Annotated in this window: 10 protein-coding genes; 8 read left to right on the top strand and 2 right to left on the bottom strand. The window is 71.4% G+C overall.

What is annotated here, in order from left to right; genetic code table 11:
- Positions 1-46: 46 nt before the first annotated feature.
- Positions 47-1,030, bottom strand: coding sequence for a DUF389 domain-containing protein (locus ACQ5BE_RS16315; RefSeq protein ID WP_430298042.1), 984 nt, complete (start codon positions 1,028-1,030; stop codon positions 47-49).
- A 170-nt stretch (positions 1,031-1,200) separates the two neighbouring features.
- On the opposite strand from ACQ5BE_RS16315, the gene ACQ5BE_RS16310 reads away from it, so the two are divergent.
- Both ACQ5BE_RS16310 and guaB read left to right on the top strand, forming a co-directional pair.
- Entirely contained in the window at positions 1,201-3,297 is a 2,097-nt protein-coding gene (locus tag ACQ5BE_RS16310) for an acyltransferase family protein (protein WP_430298041.1), read from the top strand.
- Between the two features lie 172 nt (positions 3,298-3,469).
- The gene (gene guaB, locus ACQ5BE_RS16305; protein WP_430298040.1) at positions 3,470-4,981 is read left to right on the top strand and encodes an IMP dehydrogenase; all 1,512 of its coding nucleotides are present in this window, start codon (positions 3,470-3,472) and stop codon (positions 4,979-4,981) included.
- An 81-nt stretch (positions 4,982-5,062) separates the two neighbouring features.
- Here the strand turns inward: guaB and ACQ5BE_RS16300 are convergent, their stop codons facing one another.
- Positions 5,063-7,279 (bottom strand): S8 family serine peptidase, encoded by a 2,217-nt coding sequence (locus ACQ5BE_RS16300; RefSeq protein WP_430298039.1) that lies wholly within the window; start codon positions 7,277-7,279, stop codon positions 5,063-5,065.
- Positions 7,280-7,446: 167 nt separating this feature from the next.
- Here ACQ5BE_RS16300 and ACQ5BE_RS16295 point away from each other — a divergent pair, with 167 nt between their 5' ends.
- The 6 genes from ACQ5BE_RS16295 (at position 7,447) to guaA (ending at position 13,907) form a co-directional block, all read left to right on the top strand.
- Positions 7,447-8,583, top strand: a complete 1,137-nt coding sequence (locus tag ACQ5BE_RS16295; protein WP_413248248.1) for a GuaB3 family IMP dehydrogenase-related protein — start codon at positions 7,447-7,449, stop codon at positions 8,581-8,583.
- Between the two features lie 34 nt (positions 8,584-8,617).
- Positions 8,618-10,339: a glycerol-3-phosphate dehydrogenase/oxidase gene (locus ACQ5BE_RS16290; RefSeq protein WP_208709661.1), complete on the top strand. Its 1,722-nt coding sequence runs from the start codon at positions 8,618-8,620 to the stop codon at positions 10,337-10,339.
- Positions 10,340-10,343: 4 nt separating this feature from the next.
- Positions 10,344-10,835, top strand: a complete 492-nt coding sequence (locus ACQ5BE_RS16285; protein WP_430298038.1) for a PTS sugar transporter subunit IIA — start codon at positions 10,344-10,346, stop codon at positions 10,833-10,835.
- A gap of 60 nt (positions 10,836-10,895) precedes the next feature.
- Entirely contained in the window at positions 10,896-11,726 is an 831-nt protein-coding gene (locus tag ACQ5BE_RS16280) for an SURF1 family protein (RefSeq protein WP_430298037.1), read from the top strand.
- The gene (locus ACQ5BE_RS16275; protein ID WP_430298036.1) at positions 11,723-12,208 is read left to right on the top strand and encodes a DUF3817 domain-containing protein; all 486 of its coding nucleotides are present in this window, start codon (positions 11,723-11,725) and stop codon (positions 12,206-12,208) included. Before ACQ5BE_RS16280 ends, ACQ5BE_RS16275 begins: the two co-directional genes overlap by 4 nt.
- A gap of 148 nt (positions 12,209-12,356) precedes the next feature.
- Positions 12,357-13,907: a glutamine-hydrolyzing GMP synthase gene (guaA, locus tag ACQ5BE_RS16270; RefSeq protein ID WP_413251018.1), complete on the top strand. Its 1,551-nt coding sequence runs from the start codon at positions 12,357-12,359 to the stop codon at positions 13,905-13,907.
- Positions 13,908-13,990 lie beyond the last annotated feature (83 nt).

The following is a 13,990-nucleotide window of genomic DNA, read 5'->3' as shown; positions in this document are numbered from 1 at the left end:
GCCTCCTTCCAGCGGAAGGGGGCCCGCCGCCGTCGTCCGCGCGGGCCTACCGGCGGCGGCGCCTGCCGGCCGACCAGTGCGTGCGGTCCCTCAGCCGCGCCAGCGCCTGCGGGGGCATCTCCGGGGTGAGTGTGCGGTAGACGACGAGGACCACGACGGCGGCGACCACGATCCCGGTCAGGTTCAGCGCGAGCTGGAGCGCCGAGCCCAGCGCCTTCTCCGGCTGGCCCAGGACGAGCGCGACGGCGACGTACCCGGCAGCGGGGACGGTGGTGACCGAGATGAACACGCCCACCAGCGCCGAGGACTTGTTCCCGACGAGGGAGACCATGCCCACCGCCCCCGCGATGACGGCGACGATGAACGAGTACGGGCCGGGCTTGTAGATGAACTCGACGGCGGAGTCGGGCGCCGCCACGACCGCCGGATCGAAGAGCCGGAGCGGCACCGAGACGGCCGCCGCGGCCGCCACCGTCAGCATCGCGGCCGGGAAGCCGACCAGGAGCGCGAGCGCGGCCTGCCGTGCGAGCACCCACCGCCGCTCGACCAGGGCCACCGCCACCGCGGCAAGGGGGCCGAATTCGGGCCCGACCACCATCGCCCCGACGATCGCGATCGTCGAATCGGTCACGATGCCGATCCCGGCGAGGTTCGTCGCGGCGACGAGGAACACGAGGAACTGCCACGTGAGCCGCGAGTCCGAGCCGGTGCGCTGCTTGAGCTCCTCCCAGATCACGGCGTCCGACCCCTCGCCGGGGGCCTCCGCGACCGCCTCATCGGCGCGGGCGCCGAGGACGGCGTCCGGGGTGAACAGTGCCACCGAGCCGGCGTCGCGGACCCCGAGGGCGTCGAAGCCCTCGAGGAGCTGCTCGACCGACTCCCGGGCCACCTGGAGCTCGATCAGGTCGCCCGGCGGCTCGAGGGAGGCCTCCGAGACCACGACGACCTCGGCCACGCCGCGGTGGTCCCGGGCGACGCCGACCACGGCCTCTGTCATCCCCGTGGGGACCTGCACCCGGATCATCATCATGGCCGAGACCCTTCCCGCCAGTGGACAGCCCTCACAACGGGGAGCAATGACCTTCACAACGTACACACAGCTTCCCCGGAATGAATGGACGCTGGAAGCGGCCCGAGCTGCTCTCCGGCCGCGATAGCATGAACGTTCTGCCCAAAGCCCCGAGGAGGCCCTCGACCGTGATGTCCGCGCGTCCTGAGTCCGTCACCGCCACGTACCAGCCCCGGCACATGGCGGCCCCCGGGGGACCCGCGCACGGTTCTGCCCAAGGGCCCGCGCAGCGGAAGTTCCGCCCCGAGATCCAGGGCCTGCGGGCCGTGGCCCTCGGCCTCGTGGTCGCCTACCACGTCTGGCTCGGCAGGGTCTCGGGCGGCGTCGACGTCTTCCTCCTCATCTCGGCCTTCCTCATGACCGGCCAGTTCGCGGACCGCTACCGCCGCGGCGTGCGGGTGCACCTGGGCCGGCACTGGATCCACACCTTCCGCCGGCTCCTCCCCGCCGCGGCCGTCACGATCGCCGGCACCGTGTTCGCCGCGCTCGTGTTCCTGCCCGGGACGCGCTGGGCGTCGGTCCTCGAGCAGGCGTGGGCGTCGCTCGCGTACGTGGAGAACTTCGTCCTCCAGCGCGACGCCGTGGACTACTACGCCGGCAACCACGCTGCCGCGAGCCCCTTCCAGCACTTCTGGTCGCTGTCCATCCAGGGCCAGGTCTTCCTGCTGTTCCCGCTCCTCTTCGTCGGGATGGCCGCAGTGTGCCGGCGCCTCCGCCTCCACTACGAGCGCGTCCTCTTCTGGCTCTTCGCCGCGGTTTTCCTCGTCTCCCTGGGCTACTCGGTGTACTTCACCGCCGTCTCCCAGTCCGAGGCCTACTTCGACACCCTCGCGCGGCTGTGGGAGTTCGCCCTCGGCGCGCTCCTGGCCCTCGTGTCCCGCCGGATCACCCTCCCGCGGCGCGCGGCCGCCGTCGCCGGCTGGGCGGGCCTCGCGTCGATCGTGGCGTGCGGGCTCGTCCTGCAGGTCGACGGCGCGTTCCCCGGCTTCGCGGCGCTGTGGCCCACGCTCGCCGCGGGTGCGGTCATCCTCGCGGGGGTCGACGGCGGGCCCGCCGGCGTCCACCGGATCCTCACGCTGCGCCCGCTGCAGCGGCTCGGCGACATCTCCTACGGGCTGTACCTGTGGCACTGGCCACTGCTGGTCATGGCCCTGGCGGTGTCGGGCAAGGAGCGCATGGGCTGGCTGTCAGGCAGCGCGGTGGTGCTTGCCGCGTTCGTGCTCGGCTACCTCACCACCCGGTTCGTGGACCGGCCGTGGCGCGCCTGGTCGTGGCCCGAGTCGAGCCGCCGCCGAGGCCTCGTCGCGGTCGCGGCGTGCGCCGCCGTCGTCGCGCTGCCCGTCGCAAGCGTGCAGGTGTCGCTCCAGGCGGCCAACTACAAGGCACTTGCCAACGCCTCCCGGGACAACCCGGGCGCGGCCGCCCTCGTCCCGGGCTACTCGGGGCGCCCCGACCCTAGCGCGAGCCTCCTGCCCCTGGCCTCGACCGTGAGCGAGGACTGGGCCCGCCTGCCCGAGGAGTGCTCGGCGGACCTCGGCCTGCCGTCCGAGCTCGCGGCGGTGTGCACGCAGTCGAGCCCCGCCGACCCGGCGGCGATCACCAAGAACGTGCTGGTGCTGGGGAACTCCCACTCCCAGCAGTGGCTCGCGGCGTTCGAGCCCATCGCGGTGCAGCACAGCTGGCGGCTCTACCAGCTGGCCAAGGGCGGCTGCTTCTACGATCCGGAGGCCGTCGTGGAGTGGGACGAGTGCAACGACTACAACAAGGTCGTCGCCGAGCACCTCGCGGCGAACCCGCCGGACGCGGTGGTGCTGGTCGGCACGGTGGCGGCGCCGTCGTCGCCGGAGGAGACGCTCACCCCCGGCCTCGAGCGGCTCGTCGAGGGCTTCCTCGCCCGCGGCATCCAGGTCGTCGCGATGCGGGACAACCCGCGCTTCACGTTCAACATGGCCGACTGCGTCTCCCAGCACGGCGCCGATGCCCTCGCCTGCCGGCCGCTGGCCTCGGCGGTGCTCGCGGAGCAGGACCCGCTCGTGCCGTTCGCCCAGATGTTCCAGGAGGGCTTCTTCCCGATCGACATGACCGACTACCTGTGCCCGGCGGGCGACTGCCGCGGCGCTATCGGGAACGTCTTCGTGTATTTGGACGACAACCACCTGACCAACACGTACACGGCGTCCATGTCGCCCATGCTCGAGCAGCGGCTGCTCGAAGCCACCGGATGGTGACGGCCGCGACCGGTGTGGGCTTGGTCACCGGCGCCCCGGGACGGAATACCTCGGGGCCCGGCGGAAGTTTAGGATAGAAGCTACCCGCAGCAGACCAGACCCGTAAGCACTGGCTGGTCATCAGCGCATCCCGTCTCACCATGCCCACCCGGCACACGGCCAAGGAGCACTCATGACCACGTCCCCCGAGCACGATCCCTTCGGCTTCCTCGGACTGACCTACGACGACGTCCTGCTGCTGCCCGGCCCCACGGACGTCATCCCGTCCGAGGCCGACACCTCCACGCGCCTCACCCGGCGCATCCGCCTCGGCATCCCGATCCTCTCCGCCGCCATGGACACCGTCACCGAGGCCCGCATGGCGATCAGCCTCGCCCGCCAGGGCGGGATCGGCATCCTGCACCGGAACCTCTCCATCCAGGACCAGGCGGACCAGGTGGACCAGGTCAAGCGCAGCGAGTCCGGCATGATCACGAAGCCGGTCACCGTGGGCCCCGAGGCGACGCTCAAGGAACTCGACGACCTCTGCGCCCACTACCGCGTCTCCGGGCTGCCCGTCGTCGACGAGAACCGAAAGCTGCTGGGCATCATCACCAACCGCGACACGCGGTTCATTCCCGGCGACCAGTTCGCGACCCGCAAGGTGCACGAGGTCATGACGCCGATGCCGCTGATCACGGCCAAGGTCGGCGTGGCCCGCGAGGAGGTCATCGGGCTCCTCGGCAAGCACCGGATCGAGAAGCTGCCGCTCGTGGACGAGATGGGCATCCTCCAGGGCCTCATCACCGTGAAGGACTTCGAGAAGGCAGACCAGTACCCGAACGCCACGAAGGACGACTCCGGCCGCCTCCGCGTCGGCGCGGCGGTCGGCTTCTTCGGCGACGGCTACGAGCGCGCCATGGCGCTCGTCGAGGCGGGTGTGGACGTGCTCGTCGTCGACACCGCCAACGGCCACTCACAGGGCGTGCTGGACATGATCGCGCGCCTCAAGAAGGACCCAGCGGCCGCCCACGTCGACGTGATCGGCGGCCAGGCCGCGACCCGCGAGGGCGCCCAGGCGCTCATCGATGCCGGCGCGGACGCCATCAAGGTCGGCGTGGGCCCCGGCTCGATCTGCACCACGCGCGTCGTCGCCGGCGTCGGCGTCCCGCAGATCACCGCGATCTACGAGTCGTCCAAGGCCGCGATCCCGGCGGGCGTGCCCCTCATCGCCGACGGCGGCCTCCAGCACTCGGGCGACATCGGCAAGGCCATCGTGGCCGGCGCGGACTCTGTGATGCTCGGCTCGCTCCTGGCCGGCACCGCCGAGGCCCCCGGCGACCTCGTGTTCATGAACGGCAAGCAGTTCAAGTCCTACCGCGGCATGGGCTCGCTCGGCGCGATGCAGACCCGCGGCAAGAACACGTCCTACTCGAAGGACCGCTACTTCCAGGCCGACGTCCCCAGCGACGAGAAGCTCATCCCCGAGGGCATCGAGGGCCAGGTGCCGTACCGCGGCCCGCTCTCCGCGGTCGCCCACCAGCTCATCGGCGGCCTGCGGCAGACCATGTTCTACGTGGGCGCCCACACCGTCGACGAGCTCAAGGCCAAGGGCAAGTTCGTGCGCATCACGGCGGCTGGCCTCAAGGAGAGCCACCCGCACGACATCATGATGACTGTCGAGGCACCCAACTACCGCCGGTAGCCGCACCAGACGCACGACGGCGCCCCCTCCTGGGTGGGAGGGGGTGCCGTCGTGCGTGGGGCCTGGTCGGGTCGGGCCGGGTCAGGGGAGGGTGAGGCCGTTCCAGCCCCAGCCGACCTGGGTGCGGGTGAGCCAGCCGCCGGTGCCGTTGCCGGGGTAGAGGTAGAGGCCTCCGGAGGCGGTGTCGCGGGCGAGGATGTCGTTCTTGCCGTCGCCGTTGAAGTCGCCGATGCCGAGGATGGCGTTCATGACGCCCCAGCCGGAGCCGACCTGGGTGCGGGTGCCGAAGCCGCCGGTGCCGGTGCCGGGGTAGAGCCAGAGGGCGCCGTTGGCGTCGCGGGCGAGGAGGTCGGTCTTGCCGTCGCCGTTGAAGTCCCCGGTGCTGGTGATGGCGTTCATGGTGTCCCAGCCCCAGCCGACCTGGGTGCGGGCGCCGAAGCCGCCGGTGCCGTTGCCGGGGTAGAGCCAGAGGGCGCCGGTGGAGTCGCGGGCCAGGAGGTCGCTCTTGCCGTCGCCGTCGAAGTCTCCCACGCCGGTGATGGCGTCCATGACGTTCCAGCCGGTGCCGATCTGAACGCGGGCCTTCCAGCCGCCGGTGCCGTTGCCGGGGTAGAGCCAGAGGGTGCCGTTGGTGTCGCGGGCGACGAGGTCGCTGATGCCGTCGCCGTCGAGGTCGCGGGTGGCGGTGGTCAGGGACAGGCCGGTCCAGGTTCCGGAGCTGATGCGGGTGAGCCAGCCGCCGGTGCCGTTGCCGGGGTAGATGTAGCCGTTGGCGCTGGAGTCGATCGCCACGACGTCGTTCTTGCCGTCCTTGGTGTAGTCCTTCCACGGAACCACCGCGGGCACATTCGGCGCGGGGACCGGCGCATTGATCAGGGCCATGGTCGCCGTCGCGTCGGAGAGCCCGGCCCCGCAGCCCAGCGAGCAGCCGGCCGGCAGGGGACGGGTCCCCTGCTTCAGGGTCGCCTTCACCTGGGCGGGCGTGAGGGAGGGGTTCGCTGACCTCAGGAGCGCGGCGAGGCCGGCGACGTGCGGTGCCGCCATCGAGGTGCCCTGGTAGAACGCGTAGGCCGGGTCCGCGGGGACCGTCTTGCCTGTGTTGAGGGTCGAGAGGATGCCGCCTCCCGAGACGCGCACGTCGCCGCCGGGTGCCGTGAGGTCCACGGTCGCGCCGTAGTTCGAGTAGTAGGCGAGGCCTCCGCTCGGGTTGCTGGCCGCGACGGCGACGACGTTGGAGCAGTTGGCCGGGCGCACGTTGGAGGCGTCCTGGGCTTCGTTCCCCGCAGCGACGACGACCGTCGTGCCCCGGTTCACGGCAGCGTCGATCGCATTCTGATAGGTGGCCCCGCAGGTGCCCGCGCCGCCGAGGCTCATGTTGACCACGTCGGCAGGGAAGGGGTTCGGCGGCAGGCCGGTCACGTCCCCTCCGGCAGCCCACACGATTGCATCGGCGATGTCCGAGAGCATTCCCCCGCACTTGCCGAGCACGCGGACCGGCTCCACCCGGGCGTTGGGTGCGACCCCGGCGACTCCCGCGCCGTTGCCCGTCACGGCCGCCACCGTTCCCGCCACGTGGGTGCCATGCCACGACGAGTTCGCGGCCGCCGTCCCACCGCATTCCCCGGCCGCGTACCAGTCGCCCTCGTCGCGGGGGAAGGGGTCGCGGCCGTCGCCGTCGCGGGAGGTCGTGGGATCGGAGATGAAGTCGTAGCCCGGCAGGACGTTGGCGTCGAGGTCGGGGTGGGAGGTGATGCCCGTGTCGAGGACAGCCACCACGGCGCCGCTCCCAGTGGAGACGTCCCAGGCGCCGGGGATGCGCATCCCGTTGGTCCCGGTGAACTCCCACTGCTGGGGGTATCCGGGGTCGTTCGGGGTGAGGCTCGCCGTCATGCGGGCGTCCGGCTCGACATAGTCGATGGCTCCCGAGGCGGCGAGGTCGTTCATGAAGGTGGTCGCTTCGACTTCGTCGAGGGTTCTGTCGGTCGCGATGAGGGTGGCGCCAGTGGCGAGCGTGCGGATCTCGCGCGGGCTGATCCCGAGCCGCTGGGCAGCGCGGCCCCAGGCCTTGGCCCGCTCGCTCGCGCTGGCACTCGGCGGGCCGGGCCTGTACTGGGCGATGAACTGCGAGTAGCGCTGCCCCGGGAGGGCGTTCTGGACGCTGGCCGCCGGCGCGGACGACGGCGGGGGCGTGCCTCCCGCGTCCGGCGCGGCCGTCGCCGGGGTGGCCGAGACGGCGCTGCCTGCGGCGAGTGCTGCGGCCGCGATCGCGACCTGGACACGACGTGCGATGTTCCCCATGGCTCTCCTCGTGGTGGTGGCCTCGGAACAGCAGACCACACTACGCACCCTGTCATATTCTGTAAATGGCTCTTCGCCTTCTGTCATCTTGCGCGGCCGGATGCCTCGACGCGGCGAGGAGCCGGCTGGGACCGGGGCTGGGCGGGCCGCTCACGTAAGCTAGGGCCGTGACTTACGAGATCGAGATCGGCCGCGGCAAGCGCGGGCGCCGCGCCTATTCCCTCGACGACATTGCGATCGTCGCGAACCGCCGGACCCGCGACCCCCAGGACGTGTCCGTCTCGTGGCAGATCGACGCGTACCGCTTCGAGATGCCGGTGATCGCCGCTCCGATGGACTCCGTCATGTCGCCGGCCTCGGCCATCACCATGGGCAAGCTCGGCGGCCTCGGCGTGCTCGACCTCGAGGGGCTGTGGACCCGCTACGAGGACCCGCAGCCTGTGCTCGAGGAGATCTCGGGCCTGAGGGGAGAGCCCGCGGGCTCGGCCGTCACGCGCCGCCTCCAGGAGATCTACACGCAGCCCGTGAACCCGGAGCTCATCACGGCGCGGCTGGCAGAGATCCGCGCCTCCGGCGTCACGGTCGCAGGCGCCCTCACGCCGTCGGGCACCGTCCAGCACTACAAGACCGTCCTCGCCGCCGGCGTCGACCTCTTCGTGATCCGCGGCACCACCGTCTCGGCCGAGCACGTCTCCAAGAACCAGGAGCCGCTGAACCTCAAGAAGTTCATCTACGAGCTCGACGTCCCCGTGATCGTCGGCGGCGCCGCCGGCTACACCCCGGCCCTGCACCTCATGCGCACCGGCGCCGCGGGCGTCCTGGTCGGCTTCGGGGGAGGCGCGACGACGACGACCCGCCGCGCGCTCGGCATCCACTCGCCGCTCGCCTCCGCGATCAGCGATGCCGCCGCCGCGCGGCGCGACTACATGGACGAGTCCGGCGGCCGCTACGTGCACGTGATCGCCGACGGCGGGATGGGCACCTCGGGCGACATCGTCAAGGCGATCGCGATGGGGGCGGACGCCGTCATGCTCGGCTCCGCGCTCGCCCGCGCCGAGGAGGCGCCCGGCCGCGGATGGCACTGGGGTGCGGAGGCGCACCACCTCGAGACGCCGCGCGGAGAGCGCGTCAACGTCGGCACGGTCGGGCCCATGGAGGAAGTCCTCTTCGGTCCCGGCCACCACACCGACGGCACGAGCAACCTCATCGGGATGCTCCGCCGCGCCATGGCCACCACGGGGTACTCGGACCTCAAGGAGTTCCAGCGGGTCGACGTCGTCGTCTCGCCGCACTCCGGGAGCTGACGGACCCGACCACGCGAACCAGGGGGCACCGACCATGACAGGACAGCTCAGCCCGGAATACCGCGACGCCTCGCTCGCCCGTCTGCGGGAGAGCGTCGAGCCCGGCAAGGAACTCGATGTCCTGATCGTCGGCGGCGGGATCGTCGGTGCCGGCGCCGCCCTCGACGCCGCGACGCGCGGGCTCGAGGTCGGGATCGTCGAGCAGCGCGACTGGTCCTCGGGGACGTCGTCGCGCTCGTCGAAGCTCATCCATGGCGGCCTGCGCTACCTCGAGATGCTCGACTTCGGGCTCGTGCAGGAGGCCCTCCAGGAGCGCAGCCTGCTGCTGACCCGCATCGCGCCGCACCTGGTCCGCCCGGTGCCGTTCCTGTACCCGCTCACGCACCGCTTCTGGGAGCGCCCCTACGTCGGCATGGGGATGCTCCTCTACGACACGCTCGGCCTCACGGGCGGGCGCTCGAACGGCGTCCCGGTCCACAAGCACCTGTTCAGGCGCGGCACCCTGCGCGCGGCTCCGAGCCTGCGCGACGACGTGATGGTCGGCTCCGTGCGCTACTACGACGCGCAGGTCGACGACGCCCGCATGGTCGTGAACGTCGTGCGCACCGCGGCGCACTACGGCGCCCACGCCGTGAACCGGCTCGCCGTCGTCGACTTCCTCCACGAGGGCGAGCACGTGGTCGGGGCCCGCGTGAAGAATCAGGAGGACGGCACGGAGTTCGACATCCGGGCCAAGCAGGTCATCAACGCCACCGGGGTGTGGACCGACGAGACGCAGGCCCTCGTGACCGACCGCGGCCAGCTCAAGGTCCGGGCGTCCAAGGGCATCCACCTCGTCGTCCCGCGCGACCGCTTCCAGTCCACCGTCGGGCTCATCCTGCGCACCGAGAAGTCGGTGCTGTTCGTCATCCCGTGGGGCCGCCATTGGATCATCGGCACCACCGACACCGACTGGAGGCTCGACAAGGCGCACCCGGCGGCGTCGAGCAAAGACATCGACTACGTCCTCGAGCGGGTCAACAAGGTCCTCAAGCGGCCGCTCACCCGTGAGGACGTCGAGGGCGTGTACGCGGGACTCCGGCCGCTCCTCGCGGGCGAGAACGACTCCACCGCAAAGCTCTCCCGCGAGCACGTCGTCGCCCATCCCGTGCCGGGCCTCGTCGTCGTCGCCGGGGGCAAGTTCACCACCTACCGGGTGATGGCCCGGGACGCCGTGGACGAGGCCACCCGGGCCATGGACGAGCGCGTCCCCGCCAGCTGCACCGACCGCATCCCGCTCCTCGGCGCGGACGGCTTCCGCGCAGTCTGGAACCGCCGCCAGCGGCTCGCCGACCGGGCCGGCGTCCACGTCGCGAGGGTCGAGCACCTCCTCAACCGATACGGGTCGCTCGCGGGGGAGGTCCTGGACCTCATCAAGGCCAGGCCCGAGCTCGCCGAGCCGCTTCCGGGGGCCGACGACTACCTCGGCGCCGAGGTCGTGTACGCCACCACCCACGAGGGCGCCCGGCACGTCCACGATGTCCTGACCCGCCGCACGCGGATCTCCATCGAGGCCTGGGACCGGGGCGTCTCCGCCGTCCCGGTGGTCGCCGACCTCATGGCGCCGCTGCTCGGCTGGAGCCAGGTCCAGCGGGACAACGAGGTGGCCCACTACCTCGCGCGAGTCCGCGCCGAGCGCCTGAGCCAGCAGCAGCCGGACGACGAGTCCGCCGACGCCGCCCGGATGGGGGTCGACGACATCCTCCCGGTAAAGTAGGCCCATGCCCCAAGGACCGTTCGACCGCTATGACGCCCAGCTCACCACGCCTGGCCTGGTCATCCTCGAAATGGTCGCGGAGGACCGGGTGGATGCGGCCCGCCAGCTGGCAGCGAGGCTGCACGCCGAAGGGCGGATCGACGACCTCGACGCGTTCCTGGCCGACGTCAGCGCGCGCGAGCACCAGCTCGCCACCGGCCTCCCGGGAGGGATCGGGCTGCCCCATGCCCGGAGCCAGCACGTCACCATGCCCTCCATCGCGGTCGGGGTGACGAAGTACGGGCACGCCATCGACTTCGGGGCCCTCGACGGCCCCGCCAATGTGGTCCTCCTCATCGCGACGCCCGCGGCGTCCTTCTCCGCGCACCTGGAGGTCCTCGCGGACCTCGCCCGCTCGCTGTCGAAGGAGGGCTACCGCGAGTCCCTCCGGCGGGCGAACGACGCGGACATCATCTCCGAGCTGATCAACTCCTCGCTCGTCTTCGCCGACCACTAGGGGATCCCCCGGGGCGGGGCCATTTGGGTTTTCTACAGCTTGTCGGAGTACCGTTAATGGGTGCTCCGTACCGCCCTCAAGCCCAAGTGGATCGCGGCCCTTGTGGGAGCGCTCCTCGTCTCGTGGGTTTTTGTGGCCCTGAGCCAGTGGCAGTTCTCCCGCTCCGTGTCGGAGGCGCCGCCGGCCGTGTCGACGACCGAGGAGACGCGCCCGCTCACCAGCGTCCTCGACCCCGGGCAGTTCTTCCCCGCCACCGCCGCGGACCAGATGGTCACCGCGACCGGATCGTTCGACGCGTCCCGCCAGGTCCTCGTCCGGGACCGGCTGCAGGACGGCCGCAAGGGATGGTGGGTCGTCAGCGCATTCACGGTCGACGGCGCGCCTCAGGTCGGGGGCGAGGGCGGCACCGTCATCCCGGTGGCCCGCGGCTGGATTGCCTCCCCCGAGCAGGCGGGCCCGCCGCCGTCGGGCGCGGTGCGCCTCACCGGGAGGCTCCTGCCCTCGGAGGCACCCAAACCGGTCCAGGACGCGTTCGACCGCGAGGTCGGCGCCCTCTCGGTGGCCCAGCTCATCAACCTGTGGGACGTGCCCAGCTACCCGGGCTTCGTGACCGCCACCGAGACCGTTGCGGCGTCCGACGGGCACCCCCTGCCCGCGCAGGGCAGCCTCGAGCCGCTCTCGGTGGCCGCCCAGCCGGTCGAGCAGCCGGTGAACTGGCTCAACATCTTCTACGCCGTCGAGTGGGTCGTGTTCGCAGGCTTCGCCCTCTTCCTGTGGTGGCGCCTCGTGCGGGACGACTACGAGCGGACCCAGGACGCCCTCGCCGATGCGCGGGCAGACGCAGAGTCGGCGGGAAGCCCCCAGCCGACCGAGACCGGAGGAACACCGTGATCGAACCCAAGCCCGCGACCGGCGGCACCACGGGGCAGCGCCGCTTCGGCGGAACCGTCGCCCAGATCCGCTCGGCCCTGAAGTTCTACCGCGTGCTCGCCTACGCGACGGGCACGATGCTGCTCCTGCTGTGCGCCGAGATGATCGCCCGCTACGGCTTCGGGAAGTTCCTCTACGCCGGCGGCACCGACGCGTTCACCGGCGCGCCCTTCGGCTTCGGATTCGCGGACGCCGAGCCGGCCGGGGTCCTCGGCGGGCTGAACGTGTCCCTCGCGATCCTCATCGTCCACGGCTGGATGTACGTCGTGTACATCATCTCGGACTTCCGCCTCTGGTCGCTCATGCGCTGGCCGTTCGGCCGCTTCGTGCTCATGGCGCTCGGCGGCGTCGTGCCGTTCCTGAGCTTCTTCGTCGAGAAGCGCATGCACGCCGAGGCCGAGCGCGAGCTCGAGGCGCACCCGGACGCCGGCCAGCGCTACTGACGATCCCGGTCCGCCAGACCCCTGCGGGGATGAGACGCAGGCCACCGGGGCCACGGGCGGGCGCGGCTGTTCCGCTACCCTAGATAGGGTGACTACAGCTTCCCAGACCTCGGCGGAATCGCACCCGGTGCAGACCGCCCACAGGCCGGTGCTGGTGGTGGACTACGGGGCCCAGTACGCGCAGCTCATCGCGCGCCGCGTGCGCGAGGCCAACGTGTATTCGGAGATCGTCCCGCACACGCTGACCACCGAGCAGATCCTGGCCAAGAATCCCGCCGCCATCATCCTCTCCGGGGGACCCTCGAGCGTCTACGCCGAGGGCGCCCCGCGCGTCGGGGCAGACCTCTTCGAGGGCGGCGTGCCGGTCTTCGGCATCTGCTACGGGTTCCAGGCCATGGCCAATGCCCTCGGCGGCACCGTGGCGCAGACGGGTCTGCGCGAATACGGCTCGACCGTCGCGACCGCCGTCGGCGACCCGCATTCCCTCCTGGCCGGCATCCCGGCGGTCCAGAACACGTGGATGAGCCACGGAGACTCGGTGCACACCGCGCCTGAGGGCTTCGAGATCCTCGCCACCACCGCCGGGGCCCCCGTCGCCGCGTTCGTGAACCCCGAGAAGTCCCTCGGCGGTGTCCAGTGGCACCCCGAGGTCAAGCACTCCGAGTTCGGGCAGAAGGTCCTCGAGAACTTCCTCTTCGAGGTGGCCGGGCTCGAGCCCAACTGGACCACGGGCAACATCGTCGAGGAGCAGGTCGAGCGCATCCGCCAGCAGGTCGGCGACGCGCGTGTCATCTGCGGCCTGTCCGGCGGCGTCGACTCTGCCGTCGCCGCCGCGCTCGTCCAGCGCGCCGTCGGCGACCAGCTCACCTGCGTCTTCGTCGACCACGGCCTCCTGCGCGAGGGCGAGGCGGAGCAGGTCGAGCGCGACTTCGTCGCCGCTACGGGCGTCAACCTGTATGTCGCGAACGAGCAGGAGCGCTTCCTGTCCGCTCTCGCGGGCGTCACGGACCCGGAGCAGAAGCGCAAGATCATCGGGCGCGAGTTCATCCGTGCCTTCGAGGAGGCCGAGCGTGCCATCATCGCCGAGGCCAAGGCCTCCGGCGAGCAGATCAAGTTCCTCGTCCAGGGCACGCTCTACCCCGACGTCGTCGAGTCCGGAGGGGGCGAGGGCGCGGCCAACATCAAGAGCCACCACAACGTCGGCGGGCTCCCCGAGGACCTCCGCTTCGAGCTCGTCGAGCCGCTGCGGACCCTCTTCAAGGACGAGGTCCGCGCCGTGGGGCGCCAGCTGGGCCTGCCCGAGGAGATCGTCGGCCGCCAGCCGTTCCCGGGGCCGGGCCTCGGCATCCGCATCGTCGGAGAGGTCACGGCGGAGCGGCTCGAACTCCTCCGCAAGGCCGACGCGATCGGCCGCGCCGAGCTCACGGCCGCCGGCCTCGACAATGAGGTCTGGCAGATGCCCGTGGTCCTCCTTGCCGACGTCCGCAGCGTGGGCGTCCAGGGCGATGGCCGCACCTACGGCCACCCGATCGTGCTGCGCCCCGTCTCGAGCGAGGACGCCATGACGGCCGACTGGTCCCGGCTCCCCTTCGACCTTCTCGCGCGGATCTCGAACCGCATCACCAACGAGGTCGACGGGGTCAACCGGGTCGTGCTGGACGTCACGAGCAAGCCCCCGGGAACCATCGAATGGGAGTAGGCCCCTCGGGGCCCGGACGGCCGGCACACCGCCTCTGGGGTGCCGGCCGTCGCTCTGTGCGCTGGCCGTCCGCCCGTTTCCGA

The sequence above is a fragment of the Sinomonas sp. B1-1 genome, assembly GCF_050474465.1.
Classification (GTDB): domain Bacteria; phylum Actinomycetota; class Actinomycetes; order Actinomycetales; family Micrococcaceae; genus Sinomonas; species Sinomonas flava.
The sequence above is the reverse complement of the archived record's forward strand: the minus strand, read 5'-3'. Positions and strand labels throughout refer to the sequence as shown.

Bases quoted from the DNA above. Each gene is read 5' to 3' on its own strand.
- ACQ5BE_RS16315 (WP_430298042.1), bottom strand. From the start codon at position 1,030: ATGATGATGATCCGGGTGCAGGTCCCCACGGGGATGACAGAGGCCGTG.
- ACQ5BE_RS16310 (WP_430298041.1), top strand. From the start codon at position 1,201: ATGTCCGCGCGTCCTGAGTCCGTCACCGCCACGTACCAGCCCCGGCAC.
- guaB (WP_430298040.1), top strand. From the start codon at position 3,470: ATGACCACGTCCCCCGAGCACGATCCCTTCGGCTTCCTCGGACTGACC.
- ACQ5BE_RS16300 (WP_430298039.1), bottom strand. From the start codon at position 7,279: ATGGGGAACATCGCACGTCGTGTCCAGGTCGCGATCGCGGCCGCAGCA.
- ACQ5BE_RS16290 (WP_208709661.1), top strand. From the start codon at position 8,618: ATGACAGGACAGCTCAGCCCGGAATACCGCGACGCCTCGCTCGCCCGT.
- ACQ5BE_RS16285 (WP_430298038.1), top strand. From the start codon at position 10,344: ATGCCCCAAGGACCGTTCGACCGCTATGACGCCCAGCTCACCACGCCT.